Source organism: Streptomyces sp. NBC_00028, from assembly GCF_045041065.1.
In the GTDB taxonomy this organism is placed as follows: domain Bacteria; phylum Actinomycetota; class Actinomycetes; order Streptomycetales; family Streptomycetaceae; genus Streptomyces.
The window spans coordinates 4,076,627-4,092,963 of record NZ_CP108293.1 but is presented as its reverse complement, the minus strand read 5'-3'; the positions used below and the strand labels follow the sequence as shown (position 1 = coordinate 4,092,963).

13 protein-coding genes and 1 riboswitch are annotated in these 16,337 nt (G+C 71.5%); of the genes, 5 read left to right on the top strand and 8 right to left on the bottom strand.

The features are described 5' to 3' along the window. Positions 1-22 precede the first annotated feature (22 nt). Positions 23-1,081 carry an NlpC/P60 family protein gene (locus OG885_RS18045; protein WP_405732474.1) on the bottom strand — a complete coding sequence of 353 codons (1,059 nt, stop codon included), beginning with the start codon at positions 1,079-1,081 and terminating at the stop codon, positions 23-25. Between the two features lie 488 nt (positions 1,082-1,569). Between OG885_RS18045 and OG885_RS18040 the strand changes: the two genes are divergently transcribed. After that, positions 1,570-1,923, top strand: coding sequence for a hypothetical protein (locus tag OG885_RS18040; protein ID WP_399949258.1), 354 nt, complete (start codon positions 1,570-1,572; stop codon positions 1,921-1,923). Positions 1,924-1,936: 13 nt separating this feature from the next. On the opposite strand, the gene OG885_RS18035 is transcribed toward OG885_RS18040, so the two are convergent. After that, positions 1,937-2,920: a tellurite resistance/C4-dicarboxylate transporter family protein gene (locus OG885_RS18035; RefSeq protein ID WP_405732470.1), complete on the bottom strand. Its 984-nt coding sequence runs from the start codon at positions 2,918-2,920 to the stop codon at positions 1,937-1,939. Positions 2,921-3,054: 134 nt separating this feature from the next. Between OG885_RS18035 and OG885_RS18030 the strand changes: the two genes are divergently transcribed. Beyond that, the gene (locus tag OG885_RS18030; RefSeq protein WP_405732467.1) at positions 3,055-3,648 is read left to right on the top strand and encodes a hypothetical protein; all 594 of its coding nucleotides are present in this window, start codon (positions 3,055-3,057) and stop codon (positions 3,646-3,648) included. A gap of 6 nt (positions 3,649-3,654) precedes the next feature. Here the strand turns inward: OG885_RS18030 and OG885_RS18025 are convergent, their stop codons facing one another. Then, on the bottom strand, positions 3,655-4,809 hold the full coding sequence (locus tag OG885_RS18025) for an NlpC/P60 family protein (protein ID WP_405732464.1): 1,155 nt from the start codon (positions 4,807-4,809) through the stop codon (positions 3,655-3,657). Positions 4,810-4,816: 7 nt separating this feature from the next. Further along, a riboswitch (cyclic di-AMP (ydaO/yuaA leader) is annotated at positions 4,817-4,988 on the bottom strand. 240 nt (positions 4,989-5,228) lie between these two features. Here OG885_RS18025 and pcrA point away from each other — a divergent pair. Next, entirely contained in the window at positions 5,229-7,724 is a 2,496-nt protein-coding gene (gene pcrA / locus OG885_RS18020; protein WP_405732461.1) for a DNA helicase PcrA, read from the top strand. A gap of 90 nt (positions 7,725-7,814) precedes the next feature. On the opposite strand, the gene OG885_RS18015 is transcribed toward pcrA, so the two are convergent. Together OG885_RS18015 and OG885_RS18010 are read right to left on the bottom strand one after the other, a co-directional pair. Then, the gene (locus OG885_RS18015) at positions 7,815-9,260 is read right to left on the bottom strand and encodes a M23 family metallopeptidase (RefSeq protein ID WP_405742774.1); all 1,446 of its coding nucleotides are present in this window, start codon (positions 9,258-9,260) and stop codon (positions 7,815-7,817) included. Between the two features lie 225 nt (positions 9,261-9,485). After that, positions 9,486-10,355: an esterase/lipase family protein gene (locus OG885_RS18010; RefSeq protein WP_405732458.1), complete on the bottom strand. Its 870-nt coding sequence runs from the start codon at positions 10,353-10,355 to the stop codon at positions 9,486-9,488. 413 nt (positions 10,356-10,768) lie between these two features. Between OG885_RS18010 and OG885_RS18005 the strand changes: the two genes are divergently transcribed. Beyond that, positions 10,769-11,185 carry a cobalamin B12-binding domain-containing protein gene (locus OG885_RS18005; RefSeq protein ID WP_399949246.1) on the top strand — a complete coding sequence of 139 codons (417 nt, stop codon included), beginning with the start codon at positions 10,769-10,771 and terminating at the stop codon, positions 11,183-11,185. A gap of 470 nt (positions 11,186-11,655) precedes the next feature. Here the strand turns inward: OG885_RS18005 and OG885_RS18000 are convergent, their stop codons facing one another. From OG885_RS18000 to OG885_RS17990, 3 genes are all read right to left on the bottom strand, one after another. After that, positions 11,656-13,305, bottom strand: a complete 1,650-nt coding sequence (locus tag OG885_RS18000; protein WP_405732455.1) for a DUF5691 domain-containing protein — start codon at positions 13,303-13,305, stop codon at positions 11,656-11,658. Beyond that, complete coding sequence (locus OG885_RS17995) at positions 13,302-13,544, bottom strand: hypothetical protein (protein WP_405732452.1); 243 nt, start codon at positions 13,542-13,544, stop codon at positions 13,302-13,304. The genes OG885_RS18000 and OG885_RS17995 overlap by 4 nt, the downstream gene beginning before the upstream one ends. A gap of 74 nt (positions 13,545-13,618) precedes the next feature. Then, entirely contained in the window at positions 13,619-14,968 is a 1,350-nt protein-coding gene (locus tag OG885_RS17990) for an SWIM zinc finger family protein (RefSeq protein ID WP_405732449.1), read from the bottom strand. A gap of 154 nt (positions 14,969-15,122) precedes the next feature. Here OG885_RS17990 and OG885_RS17985 point away from each other — a divergent pair, with 154 nt between their 5' ends. After that, positions 15,123-16,253, top strand: a complete 1,131-nt coding sequence (locus tag OG885_RS17985) for an AAA family ATPase (protein WP_405732447.1) — start codon at positions 15,123-15,125, stop codon at positions 16,251-16,253. Positions 16,254-16,337 lie beyond the last annotated feature (84 nt).

Below are 16,337 nucleotides of genomic sequence, written 5' to 3'. Positions count from 1 at the left end.
AGCCGGAGGGAGGTCCGCTTGGTCACACCACCCGCGTCGCCCCCGCGAACGGCATCTCATCGATAGGCGCGATCCGTACCGGCGCCGTCGGATTCGGTGCGTGGATCATCTGGCCGTTGCCGATGTAGATGCCGACGTGGGAGATGGCGGAGTAGAAGAAGACGAGGTCGCCCGGCTGGAGTTCGGAGCGGGAGACGCGGCGGCCGGCGTCGATCTGGGCGTAGGTGGTGCGGGGGAGGGAGATGCCCGCGGAGCGGTATGCCGCCTGGGTGAGGCCGGAGCAGTCGAAGGCGTCGGGGCCGGTGGCGCCCCAGACGTAGGGGCTGCCGAGTTTGGTGTAGGCGTAGGAAACTGCCGCTGCTGCACGGGAGTTGGGGGCCTGGGCGGCGGAGTCCGTGGTGGGGGTCAGGGTTTCCCGGGCGCCGCCCGTGCTTGAGCCCCGCGACGCGTGCTGGGTGTCGGTCGCGCGTTCCTCCGCCGGGAGCTGGGCCAGCAGGCGGCGTGCCGCGTCCAGCTTTCCCGTGATGGTCTTCTTGTGCCGCTTCAGCTCCGCCTGGCGGGACTTGAGGGAGGTCAGTTCGATGTGGGCGGCGCCTCGGAGCTGCTCGATCTCGCGTAGTTGCCTGCGCACGCTCGCCACCGACGCCGCCTGCCGTGTGCCCGCGCGGTCCACGAACTCCGCGCTGTCCAGGTAGTGGTCGGGGTCGGAGGACAGGGCCAGTTGGAGGGACGGGTCCAGGCCGCCCTCGCGGTACTGTGCCGCCGCCATCGAACCCAGCGCGTCCCGCGCCGAGTTGAGCTTGTCCGTCTTGCGGGCCGCCTCGTCGCGCAGCGTCTTCAGCCGCTCCTCGGCCGCGTCCGCCTTCTCCTTCGCGCCGTTGTACTTCTCGGTGGCGACCTCCGCCTCCTGGTACAGCTTGTCCACCTTCGCCTTCACCTGAGCCGGGGTCAGATTCGGCTCGGCGTGCCCGATCCCGTCGAAACCCGTCGCGGTCGCCGCGCCCGCGAGGGCGATCGTCGCCGCCGTGCGGGCCGTGTTGCCCCCGACCGAGCGCTGTCTGGGCTTGCGGTGCGCTGCCACGTGGACTTGCACGTCCTTTCGTACGACCGCCTCGACCGGAGACCCGGTGGTGGCCGCCCCGGGCCGTCACCGGCCGCGCCGACGCCAGGGGGAGCGTCGTACGGCCGCCCGGGGCGGTTTACGCGTCCGGCGGCGGCCCGCACAGGGGGAGCGGGCCGCCGCCGGACCTTCTCGGCGGTGGTGATCGACTGCCGCCCCTGGCCCGGGCGGCGGTGGGGAGCCGGTCACCTGGTGGAGGACGCTAAACCTGTGTGTGTCGTGGGGGTAACGGGTTGCGCGGAACTGCTCCCAGGCGGCCGCCGGTTGACCGGATACGACCACGAGCCCGTTGCCTCGCCGCCGACTTCGCGCGGGGTGATGACCGAAGTGCGGATTTCCCGATATGGGTGGGTCGCCGAGTGCTATGGCGCATATATGCAAGTCCGCCAGAGGCGGGTGACGGGGCGGTCCAGGGTTACTCAAGGGGGCCTGAAATAGGCTCCGGGCCCATGGACGTACTCATCTCTGTCTTCCTCGTTCTGCACTTCGTCGGCATAGTCGTGCTGCTCGGCGGCTACCTCACCCAGGTGAAGGCGATGAACCAGGGGACCGCCCGATTCAACCCGCTGATGCTCCGTGGCGCGCTGGCCATGCTGGGGACCGGCGTGCTCCTGGTCGCCCTCAACAAGGCGGACGACCAGTCCCTCAACAGCGTCAAGCTCGCCGTGAAACTGGCCGTGCTCGTCGTGATCCTCGGCCTCGTCTATGTGAAGCGGGACGAGGAGCGGGTGGACAAGGCGCTGTTCAGCGCGGTTCCCGCACTCGTCGTGGTGAACATCCTCATCGCCACGCTGTGGAGCTGAGGGCGTCAGGGGCTCAGGGGGTCCGCAGAGCGCCGACGCCGGCGCGGGCCGCCCCCGCGGCTCCCACCGCGACCGCCAGCCACACCGCCACGGCGATCCACAGCAGCACCTCGCCGGGCGTCCTCAGCCAGGACACCTCCAGGGCGGTGGCGACGGACAGCGTCGCCACCGCCGTCATCCCCATCGGGAACACGGTCGCCCAACGGCGTACGTCGTAGTGGGGGCGCCGCCACCCGATCTCGGCGATCAACAGAACGACGTACCAGGACAGGTCGAGGACGAGCAGAGCGAGGGTCACGGCGCGCAGGACGCCGCGGTCGTCGTCGTTCCACAGATACAGGCGCGCGCTGTCGGCCGCGATCAGCTTCGAGCCCGCCAGCGCCGAGATGGCCATCGCCCCGCCGGCCACCCAGTGGTCCCCGGCGCCCTGCGTGACCTGGCGCAGATCGAAGTGGGCCAGTGCCAGGCCGTAGGCCACCAGACCCAGCCAGAACAGCACCAGCGCCACGCGCGCGAGCCACGACGTCGACAGCGCCCCGGCCAGCGTCGCGCCCAGCACGGCCAGCCCCTGCGTGGCGACACAGGCCAGGAACACCGCCCCGGGCATCCGCCGCTTCCAGTGCCCGACCACCAGCACGATCAGCACCGGCCACAGCAGCGCCGACAGCGCCAGCAGCGCCTCGGCGAGGGTCTGCCAGCCGAGCGCGGAGAAGCGGGTGCCGAGCACCGTGGTCGCCGCGACAGCCGTGAGCGCGCCCGGCGTCTGCGCCTCCGTCACCCACCGCGACCGTTGCCACACCAGTCGTACGACGAAGTCGGCGGCCAGCGCCACCCAGGCCACGCTCGCCAGCGCCAGCGCGACGCGGGACACCACCTCGTACCCCGTCAGATGGAGACCGACCGACAGGATGCCGGTCGCCATCACCGCGGAGCCCGCGGCGGGCGGCCGCTGCGCCCACCAGGTACGGAGGGGGGAGGTATGGGGTGTATCGGGCATGGGGTGATGCTATGGAGCGGGGTGGGGGTTGAGAGCGGGGCACGCGCGCGTGGGGGAGAAAAACGCGCGGGGTGAGGGCAACTGAGTAGTTGCGCTCATGACAGGAGGGGAGGGGGGTGGGGAGACTGCGGCACATGTCCTACCGACGATCAGTCGTCCTGGCCGTCCTCGCCTCCCTCGCGGTGCTCGCCCTGACCGCCTGTGGCAGCGAACGAGCCGGGGAACGGTCCGCCTCCGCGCCGACACCCACGCCCTCCTACCCGCCCCCGCCCAAGTGCGCCCAGGCCGCCGAGACGCCCCCGCCCGCGCCCTCCTCGCCCGTGCCGAGCGCGACCGCCTCGCGGGGCGAGGGAGCCGGAGACCAGCCCCCCAACTACGCCGACAACCACGCCTACCGCATGCAGGCGTCCCTCAGCGCCGAACGCGAGGCCAGTGGACTGGCCTCGGCCGGGCTCATCCGCAAGGAGCTGGAGAAGGTCCGGGCGGCAGGCGGGGCGGGGGCGTACGGGGTCTACGGGGACGAGCGGGTCGAGGCGGCGCTCCGGCGCCTCGGCTGCGGACCGGAGCACGGGGTCTTCGTCGGGAACGGGTTCTACGCCGTCTACACCGGCCTCGCGTGCGTGTCCGGGCGGGTGACCGCGGACGAGCTGACCACCGAGGTGCACGGTGTCTACGCCGAGCCCCAGCCCGGGGCGGGGCCCTGCGTAGAGAACCGTGGGGGTCACTGACCTGCGTCAGGCCGGGCGGACCACGCTGTGGATCGCCGACTCGCCGTCGTAGTAGATCGACTCCTCGCGGACGTACGCCCCCGGCTTCGGCGCGTGGATCATCATGCCGTTGCCGATGTAGATGCCGACGTGGCTGACATCGTCGTAGAAGAAGACCAGGTCGCCGGGCCGGGCGTTGGCGAGGGAGACCGTGGTGCCGAAGTTCACCTGGTCGTAGGTGGTGCGGGGGAGGGAGATGCCGGCGGCGTTCCAGGCGGCCTGGGTGAGGCCGGAGCAGTCGTAGGAGTCGGGGCCGGTGGCGCCCCAGACGTACGGCTTGCCGATCTGGGAGCGGGCGAAGGCGAGCGCCTTGTCGGCCTTGGTGGCGTAGGAGGAGTCCGTGGAGGTCTCCGAGGACGAGCCGCTCCCCGTCTCCTGGGTCGCCGCCGCTTCCTGCGCCGCCTTCTGCTCGGCGGCCTTCTGCTGCTCGGCCAGCTCCGCGGCCTTGCGGGCGGCCTCCTCCTGCTTCTTCCTCTCGATCGCCGCGAGCCGCGCCTTCTCCTCGGCGGTCAGCTGCGACAGCAGCTCGCGCGCGTCGGAGAGCTTGCGCTGGACGGTCGCCTTGGCGGTCTTCAGGTCGCTCTGCGACTCGGTGAGCGTCTCGAGGCTCTTGGTGGCCTCCTGGCGCTTCTTCATCGTCGCCGACTGCGCGCTGACGTAGTCGTCGACCGCGACCTTCTGGCGGTCCGTCATGCGGCCCATCAGCTGCGTCTGGTCGAAGTAGTCCTGCGGGGTGTCCGCGAGCAGGAAGGTCGCGGTGTCGGGCGCGGAGGCGCCGGTGCGGTACTGGGCCGCGGCAAAGGAGCCGAGCTCCTCGCGGGCCTCGTTGAGCTTCTGGGTGCGCTTGGCGACGTCGTCGAGGAGGGTGTCGACCTGCTCGCGCTGCGTTGCGGTCTTCTCCTTCGCCGAGTTGTACTTCTCGGTCGCCGACTCCGCCTGCCGGTAGAGGTCGTCGACCTTCTTCTCGACTTCCTCCAGGCTCGGCTTGTCGTCGGTCGAGGGTGCGGCGGTGGCCGTCTGGGAGAGCAGGGCCACGGAGGTGAGGGCGGCCGTTGCGAGCGCGGGGGTGCGTATGCCTGCTACGCGCGTTCCCGCAGGACGCGGCTTTGCGTGCGACGCCAAGGGAGGCGACTCCTTCCACGTTCCGCCTACCGAGTTAGCTGTCGGGTTCGGGCGGGTGGTTCGGAAGGTGTGCCCTACGGCCGCTCCCGGGAGGGAGTCGGGCCGATTCACCCCAAGGTCGGTGTGGGTCCCCGGCTCCGGCTGCCATGGCGGCGCACCGGACTCGGCGGAGGCCGCGCGGCCCGGCGACGTTCGCCGGTGGGGGTCGTACGGCCTGTCCGGCACGGTAGCCAACTGGTGTGGTCCCTGTGAAGGTTGATGTCCGATAGGCCCGATACATTTTCGTGACCTTGGGTGGTCGGGGGAGATGATCACTCGATTTCTCACGGAACGTGACGGGGTCGTCCTGGAGGGTGAGAGGGCCCGACTTCTCGGGGCGGCGGCGGGGTGTCAGTGGGGAGCCCTAGACTCGGAGAGCGATGACAGGCCTCTTTGACGACAGCTTCCTGGCGAACCTCCAGGCCCCCCAGGGGCACGAGGAGGAACCCCCGCCGCCGCCCGAGGACGAGCAAGATCACGGGCCGGGATCCGAACCCGTTCCGGACGATCTGTTCGGCGGGAAGTTCGACGTGCCCCCGGACCGGGACGCCTACTACCGCGACGGCGCCCCGCGCCCCGCGCTGGACGCGGCGGCGCTGATCGAGGGGCTCAACGAGAACCAGCGGGCGGCCGTCGTCCACTCCGACACCCCGCTGCTCATCGTGGCCGGCGCCGGCTCCGGCAAGACGCGCGTGCTCACGCACCGCATCGCCTATCTGCTGGCCGAGCGGAGCGTGCACCCGGGCCAGATCCTCGCGATCACCTTCACCAACAAGGCCGCGGGCGAGATGAAGGAGCGCGTCGAGCAGCTCGTCGGCCCGCGCGCCAACGCGATGTGGGTGATGACCTTCCACAGCGCGTGCGTGCGGATCCTGCGGAGGGAGTCGAAGAAGCTCGGCTTCACCTCCTCCTTCTCGATCTACGACGCCGCCGACTCCAAGCGCCTGATGGCCCTGGTCTGCCGTGACCTGGACCTCGACCCCAAGCGCTTCCCGCCGAAGTCCTTCAGCGCCAAGATCAGCAACCTCAAGAACGAGCTGATCGACGAGGAGGACTTCGCCGCCCAGGCCACCGACGGCTTCGAGAAGACCCTCGCCCAGGCCTACGCCATGTACCAGTCGCGGCTGCGCGAGGCCAACGCCCTCGACTTCGACGACCTGATCATGACGACGGTCAACCTGCTGCGCGCCTTCCCTGACGTCTCCGAGCACTACCGCCGCCGCTTCCGGCACGTCCTGGTCGACGAGTACCAGGACACCAACCACGCCCAGTACGCGCTGGTACGCGAGCTGGTGGGGACCAGCGAGCACCCGGTCGACGTACCCCCCAACGAGTTCGACGTCCCGCCCGCCGAGCTCTGCGTCGTCGGTGACGCGGACCAGTCGATCTACGCCTTCCGGGGCGCGACGATCCGCAACATCCTCCAGTTCGAGGAGGACTACCCGAACGCGACGACGATCCTGCTGGAGCAGAACTACCGCTCCACGCAGACCATTTTGAGTGCGGCGAACGCGGTCATCGAGCGCAACGAGTCCCGCCGCCCCAAGAACCTGTGGACCAACGCGGGCGCCGGCGCGCGCATCACCGGCTACGTCGCGGACACCGAGCACGACGAGGCCCAGTTCGTCGCCGAGGAGATAGACCGACTGACGGACGCGGGCGACGCGAAGGCCGGCGATGTCGCCGTCTTCTACCGCACCAACGCCCAGTCCCGAGTCTTCGAGGAGATCTTCATCCGCGTCGGCCTGCCCTACAAGGTCGTCGGCGGCGTCCGCTTCTACGAGCGCAAGGAGGTCCGGGACGTCCTGGCCTACCTCCGGGTCCTCGCCAACCCCGAGGACTCGGTGCCGCTGCGCCGGATCCTCAACGTCCCCAAGCGCGGTATCGGCGAGCGCGCCGAGGCGATGATCGACGCCCTCTCGCAGCGGGAGAAGATCAGCTTCCCGCAGGCGCTCAAGCGCGTCGACGAGGCGTACGGCATGGCCGCGCGGTCGACCAACGCCGTGAAGCGGTTCAACGTGCTGATGGAGGAGCTCCGTACGATCGTCGACTCCGGCGCGGGACCGGCGACGGTCCTGGAGGCGGTGCTCGAACGCACCGGCTATCTCGCCGAGTTGCAGGCCTCTACCGACCCGCAGGACGAGACCCGGATCGAGAACCTTCAGGAACTCGCCGCCGTGGCCCTGGAGTTCGAGCAGGAGACGGAGGAGGGCGAGGAGTCCCCCGGGCTCGCCGCCTTCCTGGAGCGCGTCGCGCTCGTCGCCGACTCCGACCAGATCCCTGACGAGGACGAGGACGGCTCGGGCGTCATCACCCTGATGACTCTCCACACCGCCAAGGGACTTGAGTTCCCGGTCGTCTTCCTCACCGGCATGGAGGACGGCGTCTTCCCGCACATGCGCTCCCTCGGCCAGACCAAGGAGCTGGAGGAGGAGCGGCGCCTGGCGTACGTCGGGATCACGCGCGCGCGGGAACGGCTCTATCTGACCCGCTCCTCACTGCGCAGCGCGTGGGGTCAGCCGTCGTACAACCCGCCCTCACGCTTCCTGTCGGAGATTCCGGAGCAGCACGTGGAGTGGAAGCGCACGGGTGCCACGGCCGCTCCCGCGGGCCCGGTCTCGGGTGTCGCGTCCTCGCTGTCGTCCTCCCGCTCCCGCTCCTCGGCACGGGGTGCGTCCGGCTTCGCCACGAGTCGTGCGTCTGACAAGCCGGTTGTGTCGCTGGCTGTTGGTGACCGGGTTACGCATGACCAGTTCGGGCTGGGCACGGTCATGGCGGTGAAGGGTACGGGGGCGAACGCGGAGGCGACGGTCGACTTCGGTGAGGCCAAGCCGAAGCGGTTGCTTTTGCGGTATGCGCCGGTGGAGAAGCTGTAGCAGTCCGCTGCGGGGCGGTGGGGGCTGGTCGCGCCTCGCGGCGGAGCCGCTGATCGACACAGCCCCGCGCCCCTTAGGGGGGCGCGATGCTTACGTCGGGTCCAGGCCGTGGCTTCTCAGCCACGGCAAGGGGTCGATCGCCGAGCCGCCTGCCGGGCGGACCTCGAAGTGCAGGTGCGGGCCGGTCGAGTTGCCGGAGTTGCCGCTGTACGCGATCGGGTCGCCGGCCTTGACCGTCGTACCGGAGGCGACGCGGTAGCTGGAGAGGTGGCAGTACCACGTCTCCGTGCCGTCCTTCGCGGTCACGATCATCATGTTGCCGTAGGCGCTGTTCCACTGCGTCCGCACGGTGCCGTCGGTCGCGGCCATCACCGTCGTGCCGTACGAGACGGGGAAGTCGATGCCGGTGTGCACGGACATCCAGTTGACGCCGGCCTGACCGTAGTAGGCGCTGAGGCCGTGCTGGGCGACCGGGAGGGCGAACTTGGGGCGCAGCCGCTCCTTGCGGGCCGCCTCCTCCGCCGCCTTCTTCTTCTCGGCCACCTGCTGGGCCTTGAGGTCGATGCGTTCCTGCGTACGGCTGGCCCGGTCGGCGAAGTCGTCGGCGCCCGCGGAGAGGGACTCCAGCTGGGTGTCCAGCTTGTTGTTCGCGGCGGACGGCTTGACGGACTTGGTCGTGGCGTCGGACGCGCTCGCCGAGGTGTTCTTGTCGTCGCTCAGGCCGCCCACGGAGGCGGCGGCGATCCCGGTGACCCCCATGACGCACGCGGACGGCACGGCGATCTTCATCAGCGCGGAGCGCTTGGCGGGCGGACGGCGGCGGGAACGGCCCGCGTTGCGGGCGGCCATGCGAGAACCCGGGGCGGGGGCGGGGTCTTCCTGGTCGTCGAGGAGCGGGGCGTCCGCGCCATCGGCGTCGGAGAGGGCGGGCAGTTCGCCGGTGGCGCTCAACTCGGCGTCGTGCTCGGCCGGTTCCTCGTACGGGACCTGTTCGAACATCGCCGTCGACCCGTGGTCCACCGGCTCCTCGTGGAGCTGAGCGGCGTCACCGCTGTCGGAGTTCCACTGGGTGGCGTCGTACGCGCCGGTGTCGAAGGCCTGCGTGCCCCATTCCCAGTGCTGGGTCTGGTCGGCCGGGCCTGCCGACTGGTCGGGCTGGAGCCAGGCGTTGGCGTCCCACTGGCCACTCGCGTCCACCGCGCCGACCTGCGGCGGGATCGCGGAGAGCTGCTGATGCTCGCCGGTCCAGCCCGTCGTGTCGTAAGCGCCCGTGTCGTAGGCGGCGTGGTGCTGGGCCGCGTACTGGTCGTAGTTCAGGGTCTGCTGACTGCCCGTGGCCCACTGTTGGGCGTCGTACGACCCGGTGTTGTCACCGGGGAGACTGCCGAACAGGGGGTCGGTGTCGAAGTGGGCGGTGGTGGCGTGCGCGCCCGTGTCGTAGTGATAGCTCGCGAGGTCGCCGTACTGGGCCTCCTGGGTGCCGTACGACGCATAGTGCGCCGACGAGGCATCAGAAGCCGGAGCCGGGGTGGTCATGGTCCCCGACGTGTACGGGTCGTTCACCAACTTCTCTTTCGCCTCGACAACAGGGGCTGCCAGAGCAGTGCGGCGACTGTACCCGGCGGTATGCGGGCACGACAATCTTCCGCAGGTTTCGTGCCCGAAGGAAACGGGCATTCGGCCGTGTTTCGGGGGACTGCGGGCGCGACTTTGGCTTTGTGTTCGAAGGTTGTTCGATGTCGGACGACTGTCCTGGGGCTGTCACGCCACTGTGAGGCCTCCGGTGGCGGCATCGGCCGTGGCACCCGGCCTCGTCGTGTCGAGCGCCTGCCGTATCCCCGTCGCGACGGCCGGGTGCACGGGCAGGGCGAGATGCCCGATCCCGCTCACCTGGACGTTCTGCGCCAGCAGATCGGGATGGTCGATACAGGCGGTCTCCAACGGGTCCATCAGATGGTCGAGGTCGCTCCAGAAACTCACGAACTGCGTACGGCAACCCGGCGCGGGCCGGCTCAGCTCCTCCAGGACCGCCGAGCCGGGGCGCATCTGCCGCACGATCGGATGGGCGTCGGCCAGCGGGACCACCCGGGTACCGGAGTGCGGGGTGCCGAGCGTGACCAGGGTGCGGACCCGGAGGTCGCCGCCGAGGCGCTGCACGTAGTAGCGGGCGATCAGGCCGCCCAGGCTGTGTCCGACGACATCGACCTGACGGCTGCCGGTGCGCTCGCAGATCTCCTCTATGTGCCGGCCGAGCAGCTCGGCCGCGACGCGGATGTCGCAGGTCAGCGGGGAGTAGTTGAGCGATTCGATGGGCCGGTGCCCGTGCTGGGCGAGGCTGCGGCGCAGCAGGACGAAGACCGAGCGGTTGTCGATGAACCCGTGCAACAGGACGACCGGCGGCCTGGCCTCGGTCGGCAGCTGCGCGGTGCCGTCACCGGGCGCGGGGAGCGGCGGGGCCGGTGACCGGCGCTCCTGGACGATGCCGGAGGGATAGAGGAGGAGGTGCCCCGCGAGGATCGCCAGCTCCAGGGCGGTGGCCTTCAGCAGTGTCGCGGACAGGCCGGCCAGTCTGCTCGGGAGCAGGCGCTGACAGAGCGGAAGAAGGGGCTGCATTGCCCGGGTGACCTTCATGGCCGACCTCCTGTCGGCACGCTGGAGGACGCCTCTGTCCCCCGTGTGCCCTCATGGGATGCCGGGCTCGCGGCGGGCGGCGGGGCCTGCGGACGCCTTGTCGGCCCCGCCTGCCCTTCCTCCCGCCGTCGGCACACCGCACCGCCACGGCGCGCGGCCCGCGGCGCGGTGGTACGGAGACCTCGTTGCGGCTCCCGTTGCGCTTGCTCCCGGTGCGGTACGGGGGCCGCAGGGTGCTGCGGTCCGGGTGCCGCAAAGACTCGGAACGGTGCGCGGCTGACGTGTCCCACCGTGTGATTTCCCCCTCGGTCAGCACCGCGAAACTGCCGGTTGCGGGATGCTGGAGATAACGTTCGTTCACTTCCTCGCACACTGTGGTGTGAGGAAGCCGAAGGCGCTTCATGGAGGCAGTGATGGGTGTGGCAGCCGGTCCGATCCGCGTGGTGGTGGCGAAGCCGGGGCTCGACGGCCACGATCGCGGGGCGAAGGTGATCGCGCGGGCGCTGCGCGACGCCGGTATGGAGGTCATCTACACCGGCCTCCACCAGACGCCCGAGCAGATCGTCGACACCGCGATCCAGGAGGACGCCGACGCGATCGGCCTGTCGATCCTCTCGGGCGCCCACAACACCCTCTTCGCCGCGGTGATCGAGCTGCTCAAGGAGCGCGAGGCGGAGGACATCCTCGTCTTCGGCGGCGGGATCATCCCCGAGGCGGACATCGCACCGCTGAAGGAGAAGGGCGTGGCGGAGATCTTCACGCCCGGCGCGACCACCCAGTCGATCGTGGAGTGGGTCAGGGAGAACGTGCGGGAGTCGGCGGGGGCGTAGGACGCCGTCGGCAGCGACCGGCACGGGGTCGCGGGGGCGCGGCATCTCGGCTGAGGCGCGTCGGCCGGGCATTTCGGCTGAGGCGCGCCGCGGGATGCTGGTTGAGGCGGGCCCGCGGGGTATTTCGGTTGAGGCGCGTGGGTGCGGCATGGCAGTTGAGGCGTGTCGGCCGGGCATTTCGGCTAAGCCGCGCCGCGGGATGCTGGTTGAGGCGGGCCCGCGGGGTATTTCGGTTGAGGCGCGTGGGTGCGGCATGGCAGTTGAGGCGTGTCGGCCGGGCATTTCGGCTAAGCCGCGCCGCGGGATGCTGGTTGAGGCGCGTCCGCGGGGTATTTCGGCTGAGGCGCGTCGGCGTGGCATGGCAGTTGAGGCGTGTCGGCCGGGCAATTCGGCTAAGCCGCGCCGCGGCATGCCGGTTGAGGCGCGCCTGCGTGGCATGGCAGCTGAGGCGTGTCGGCGCGGTTGAACGGCTACGCCGGCCCCAGCTCCTGGAGCATCGCCGCCCGCAACCGCAGCGTCGTGCCCAGGCGCTGGAACGCCTCCGCCCAGTAACCCCCGGCCCCCGGCGACGCGTCCTCCGTCTCGTCCGGCACCGCGAGCAGCCCGTCCAGGCGGCTCGCCTCCGCCGGATCGAGGCACCGCTCGGCCAGCCCCATCACCCCACTGAAGCTCCATGGATAACTCCCCGCGTCCCGAGCGATGTTGAGCGCGTCCACCACAGCTCGCCCCAGCGGTCCGGCCCATGGCACGGCGCACCCTCCGAGCAGCTGAAACGCCTCCGACAGTCCGTGGGCCGCGATGAAACCGGCCACCCACTCGGCCCGTTCGCCCGGATCCAGCGTCCCGAGCAGCTTGGCGCGCTCGGCCAGCGACACCGCCCCGGGACCACCGGCCTCGGGCGCCGCGGGAGCCCCGAGCAGGGCCCGCGCCCAGCCCGCGTCCCGCTGCCGGACCGCCGCCCGGCACCACGCCGCGTGCAGCTCGGACTGCCAGTCGTCCGTCACCGGCAGCGCCACGATCTCCACGGGCGTCCGCCCGCCGAGCCGCGCCGACCACGTCCCCAACGGGGTCGCCTCCACCAACTGGCCCAACCACCACGACCGTTCACCCCGTCCCGCCGGAGCCTTGAGTACGACACCGTCCCGCTCCATGCTCGAATCGCACTCGTGGGGCGCCTCAACGACGATCCACGGCACCTCGCGCGTACGGTCCACCGCCACACACGCCGCCGCCCGCACCGCCATCCGCGCGGCGAGCGCCGACCCCGGCAGCGCCGAGAGCAGCTCGGCGGCCGTCGCCCGGACATTGCGACTGCGGTCCGACAGCGCCTGCTCCAGGAACGGCTCGTCGTCCGCGCCCAGCCCCGTCCGCAGCGAGTCGAGGAACATCAACCGGTCCTCGGCCCGCTCCGTCGACCACGTCGCCGCCAGCAGCTCCCGCGCGACGGCGGGCTCGCGGGCCCGTATCGACGCGAGCAGGGCGACCCGCTCGGCGAACAGGCCCTCCTGCCACAGCTGCCGGACCCGCTCCCCGTCCCGCGGCTGCGGCAGCGCCGCGTCGCCGCCCGGTGCCGCGCGCAGGGCGAACCGCCAGTCCGGGTTCAGCCGCGCCAGCCACACCGCGCGCGGCCCGGCGAACGCCAGCGCCGACGGCCGCAGGTCCGTACGCCCCCGCGCCGCGTCCAGCAGCGCCGGCAGCATCTCGGGGGGCGCCGCGAACCCCCGGGCGTTGGCCGCCGCGAGCCATTGCGGCAGCAGCTCCATGAGGTCCGGCGCGCTGCCCCTGCGGCCACCGCCACCGGTGCCGGGACGGTCGGCCAGCAGCAGCGCGAGCCTGCGGGCCGCGGCGGCGGGCAACGCGGGGCGCGGGTCCGCGGGCGCCGGCTCGGGACGCGCCGCCGCCCGCGCGGGACGCAGCCCGGCACGCCGTCGTACGGTCTCCGCCGCGGCCGCGTCCAGCAGCGCGACCGGCGCCTCCCGCCCCGCCGCCCCGACCGCCGACGAGCGCCGGTCGGTCCCCAGGAGCGCCGCGGTGACGAGCTCTTCCCAGACGATGACGGGGGCCGGCGGTGGGATGGGTGCGGGGGTGGGTGAATGCACCGGCGTGGGCGTCCTGTTCATACGAGTGCCTTCCGTCGGCGGGCGCGTGCGGTGGCGTGGGCGTTGCCGCCCGTGTACGTGATGTGGACGTTGTCGTCGTCCTCGTGGGCCTGGCTGCCGGCGTAGGTGGCGTGGACGTTGTCGTCGTCGTGCGTGGAACGGACGGTGAACGTGGCGCGGCCGGTGGTGTACGTGTGCGCTCCCAGGTCGGTCGGGTACGGCGGTGAGGTCACGTCGGTCGGGTAGGTCAGCGAGGTCACGTCGGTCGGATACGTCGAGAAGGGTGCGTCGGTCGGATGCGCCGGTGAGGGCGCGTAGGTCGGAGCCGGCGGTGTCAGCACAGTCGGACCGGTTCGCCCGGGCCCTCCGGCCAGGCCGTCAGCGGGGTGAAGCCGCGATGGCCGCACTCGCCGAAAACCTTGACCGGGGCGCCGCCGGACAGGGCGACCAGGCGCCACAGGCCGGGGCGGGAGCGGGCGGTGGCGGTGAGTGGCAGGGCGGCCTCGCCGTCGGCGTCCGCGAGCTGCCAGCTGCTGCCGTCCGGCGTCGGGACGACCTGGTCCAGGGTCACCGGGACCGACTCCAGCCACGGGTCGTCGCGGAGCGCTTCGCCGTAACGGGCGGCGGCCCGGGTCGTCGTCATCCCCGGCGGACGTACAGAGGAGGGAGCCGGTGGCGCGAACTGTTCGGTCAGGGCCACGCGGGGCTGCCCGGCACCCGGGTACGTGGAGACCTCCGCGTCCAGGGCCAGGCCCACCGGCAGGGCGAGTTCGGGGGCGCGGCCCGCGGCGCCATAAGAGAGGAGCAGGGCACTGCGGCCGGAGTCGGCGCCGTGCAACCAGATGCGGCGGGTCGTCAGACGGGTGTCCGCCGTGTCGTACTGGGCGAGCACCAGCCAGTGGTCCCGTACCGGAGGGCCGTCCGGGGAGGCGGGCAGGCCGATACGGGAACGGACCGTCGCCGCCAGGCCGTCCGGCAGGCGTTCGCGATGCAGCCAGCCCTGGTCCAGGAGGTGGAGGAGAGCGCACTCCTCCAGCAACCGCACCGGCCAGCCGGGTCCGGAGGACGGGATCGCCCCCAACTCCCGCACCCGCGCCGCGAGTCCGGATGCCTGGGCGTCGACCATGCGGGCCGCCGTCTCCTCCCACAGCCCGTACCCCGTCTGCTCCGCGCCGGCCAGCCCGCCGCGCAGCAGATCCATGAGCCGCTGCTCCAGCTCCGTCGCCCCCGCGGTGATCCGCTCGGCCCGGCGCTCCGCCCGGCGCCGGGCCGCCTCCGGATCACCTGAGCCGGACGGCGACGCTCCCGCGTCCTTCTTCTCCTCCGCCCTCTTTCTCCTCCCCTCCATCCACTGCTCCGCCCAGTCCGGCGCCGACCCCCGCGGCACCGCACCGTCCTCGCCCGCCCAGAGCAGCAGCAGCCCGAGTGCGTGCTTGCACGGGAACTTCCGGCTCGGACAACTGCACTTGTACGCGGGCCCGGACACGTCCGCGATGTCCACGACCGTCTGATACGGCTTGCTGCCACTGCCCTTGCACAGCCCCCACACCGTCCCCTCGTCGGAACTCCCCGCCCCGGACCACGTCCCCGCCGCCCCGAGTTTGCTTCCCGCTTTGCGTGACGATGCGTCAGGCGCCAGTGCCAGCACCTGGTCCGCCGTCCAGCGCACCCCCTGCTGAGTCATGTCTTCGACGGTAGATCCCACCACTGACAATCGGTCCGCCGAGCGCTACTGCGAGTGCGTTTTCCCAGGTCAGAGCGATTGTCAGTGGTGTGGTGCAAGGTGGGTGCCAGATCCGAGAACGGCAGAACCGGCCGAGCTGGAGGGGGACTTCGCCATGTCTGTGTCCGTTGAGCCCATGCCCGTGGAAACAGGGGAGACGACGCCTGCCCAGGCGTTGCGACCGCACGCCGAGGACGCCTTCGCCACAGAACTCCTCGCGCTGGCCGCCCAGGACGACCGGCCCCGCCCGGCCCGCTGGAAAATGTCGCCCTGGGCGGTGGCGACGTACCTGCTCGGCGGCACCCTGCCCGACGGCACCGTGATCACCCCGAAGTACGTGGGCCCGCGCCGCATCGTCGAGGTCGCCGTGACCACCCTCGCCACCGACCGCGCCCTGCTCCTGCTCGGCGTGCCCGGTACGGCGAAGACCTGGGTCTCCGAGCACCTGGCCGCGGCGGTCAGCGGCGACTCGACCCTCCTGGTGCAGGGCACGGCCGGCACACCGGAGGAGGCGATCCGGTACGGCTGGAACTACGCGCAGCTGCTGGCGAACGGCCCGAGCCGCGACGCGCTGGTGCCCAGCCCGGTGATGCGGGCCATGGCCGAGGGAATGACGGCGCGGGTCGAGGAGCTGACCCGCATCCCCGCCGACGTCCAGGACACGCTCATCACCATCCTGTCCGAAAAGACGCTGCCGATACCGGAGTTGGGGCAGGAGGTGCAGGCCGTCCGCGGCTTCAACCTCATCGCCACGGCCAACGACCGCGACCGCGGGGTCAACGACCTGTCCAGCGCCCTGCGCCGCCGCTTCAACACGGTCGTGCTGCCGCTGCCGGAGAGCGTCGAGGCCGAGGTCGACATCGTCTCGCGGCGCGTCGACCAGATCGGCCGCTCCCTCGACCTGCCGGCCGTGCCCGAGGGGATCGACGAGATCCGCCGTGTGGTGACCGTCTTCCGCGAACTGCGCGACGGGGTCACGGCCGACGGCCGGACGAAGGTCAAGTCGCCCAGCGGCACGCTGTCGACGGCGGAGGCCATCTCCGTCGTCACCAACGGCCTCGCGCTGGCCGCCCACTTCGGGGACGGCGTGCTGCGCGCCGGGGACGTGGCCGCGGGCATCCTCGGCGCCGTCGTCCGTGACCCGGCGGCCGACCGGGTCGTCTGGCAGGAGTACCTGGAAGCGGTGGTCCGTGAGCGCGACGGCTGGACGGACTTCTACCGCGCCTGCCGCGAGGTGAGCGGATGAGCGGCGAGGACCTGGGATGGGGGAAGCCCGGCGGGGGCCAGGGAGGCGGCGGCTCGGGTGGCGCGGGCACAGGCGGCACCGGTG

What these genes read in the sequence shown, in the direction of transcription:
- OG885_RS18015 (WP_405742774.1), bottom strand. Translation starts at nt 9,260, where the DNA reads ATGACCACCCCGGCTCCGGCTTCTGATGCCTCGTCGGCGCACTATGCG.
- OG885_RS18035 (WP_405732470.1), bottom strand. Translation starts at nt 2,920, where the DNA reads ATGCCCGATACACCCCATACCTCCCCCCTCCGTACCTGGTGGGCGCAG.
- OG885_RS18010 (WP_405732458.1), bottom strand. Translation starts at nt 10,355, where the DNA reads ATGAAGGTCACCCGGGCAATGCAGCCCCTTCTTCCGCTCTGTCAGCGC.
- OG885_RS18000 (WP_405732455.1), bottom strand. Translation starts at nt 13,305, where the DNA reads ATGAACAGGACGCCCACGCCGGTGCATTCACCCACCCCCGCACCCATC.
- OG885_RS17990 (WP_405732449.1), bottom strand. Translation starts at nt 14,968, where the DNA reads ATGACTCAGCAGGGGGTGCGCTGGACGGCGGACCAGGTGCTGGCACTG.
- pcrA (WP_405732461.1), top strand. Translation starts at nt 5,229, where the DNA reads ATGACAGGCCTCTTTGACGACAGCTTCCTGGCGAACCTCCAGGCCCCC.
- OG885_RS18030 (WP_405732467.1), top strand. Translation starts at nt 3,055, where the DNA reads ATGTCCTACCGACGATCAGTCGTCCTGGCCGTCCTCGCCTCCCTCGCG.
- OG885_RS18040 (WP_399949258.1), top strand. Translation starts at nt 1,570, where the DNA reads ATGGACGTACTCATCTCTGTCTTCCTCGTTCTGCACTTCGTCGGCATA.
- OG885_RS18005 (WP_399949246.1), top strand. Translation starts at nt 10,769, where the DNA reads ATGGGTGTGGCAGCCGGTCCGATCCGCGTGGTGGTGGCGAAGCCGGGG.
- OG885_RS17985 (WP_405732447.1), top strand. Translation starts at nt 15,123, where the DNA reads ATGTCTGTGTCCGTTGAGCCCATGCCCGTGGAAACAGGGGAGACGACG.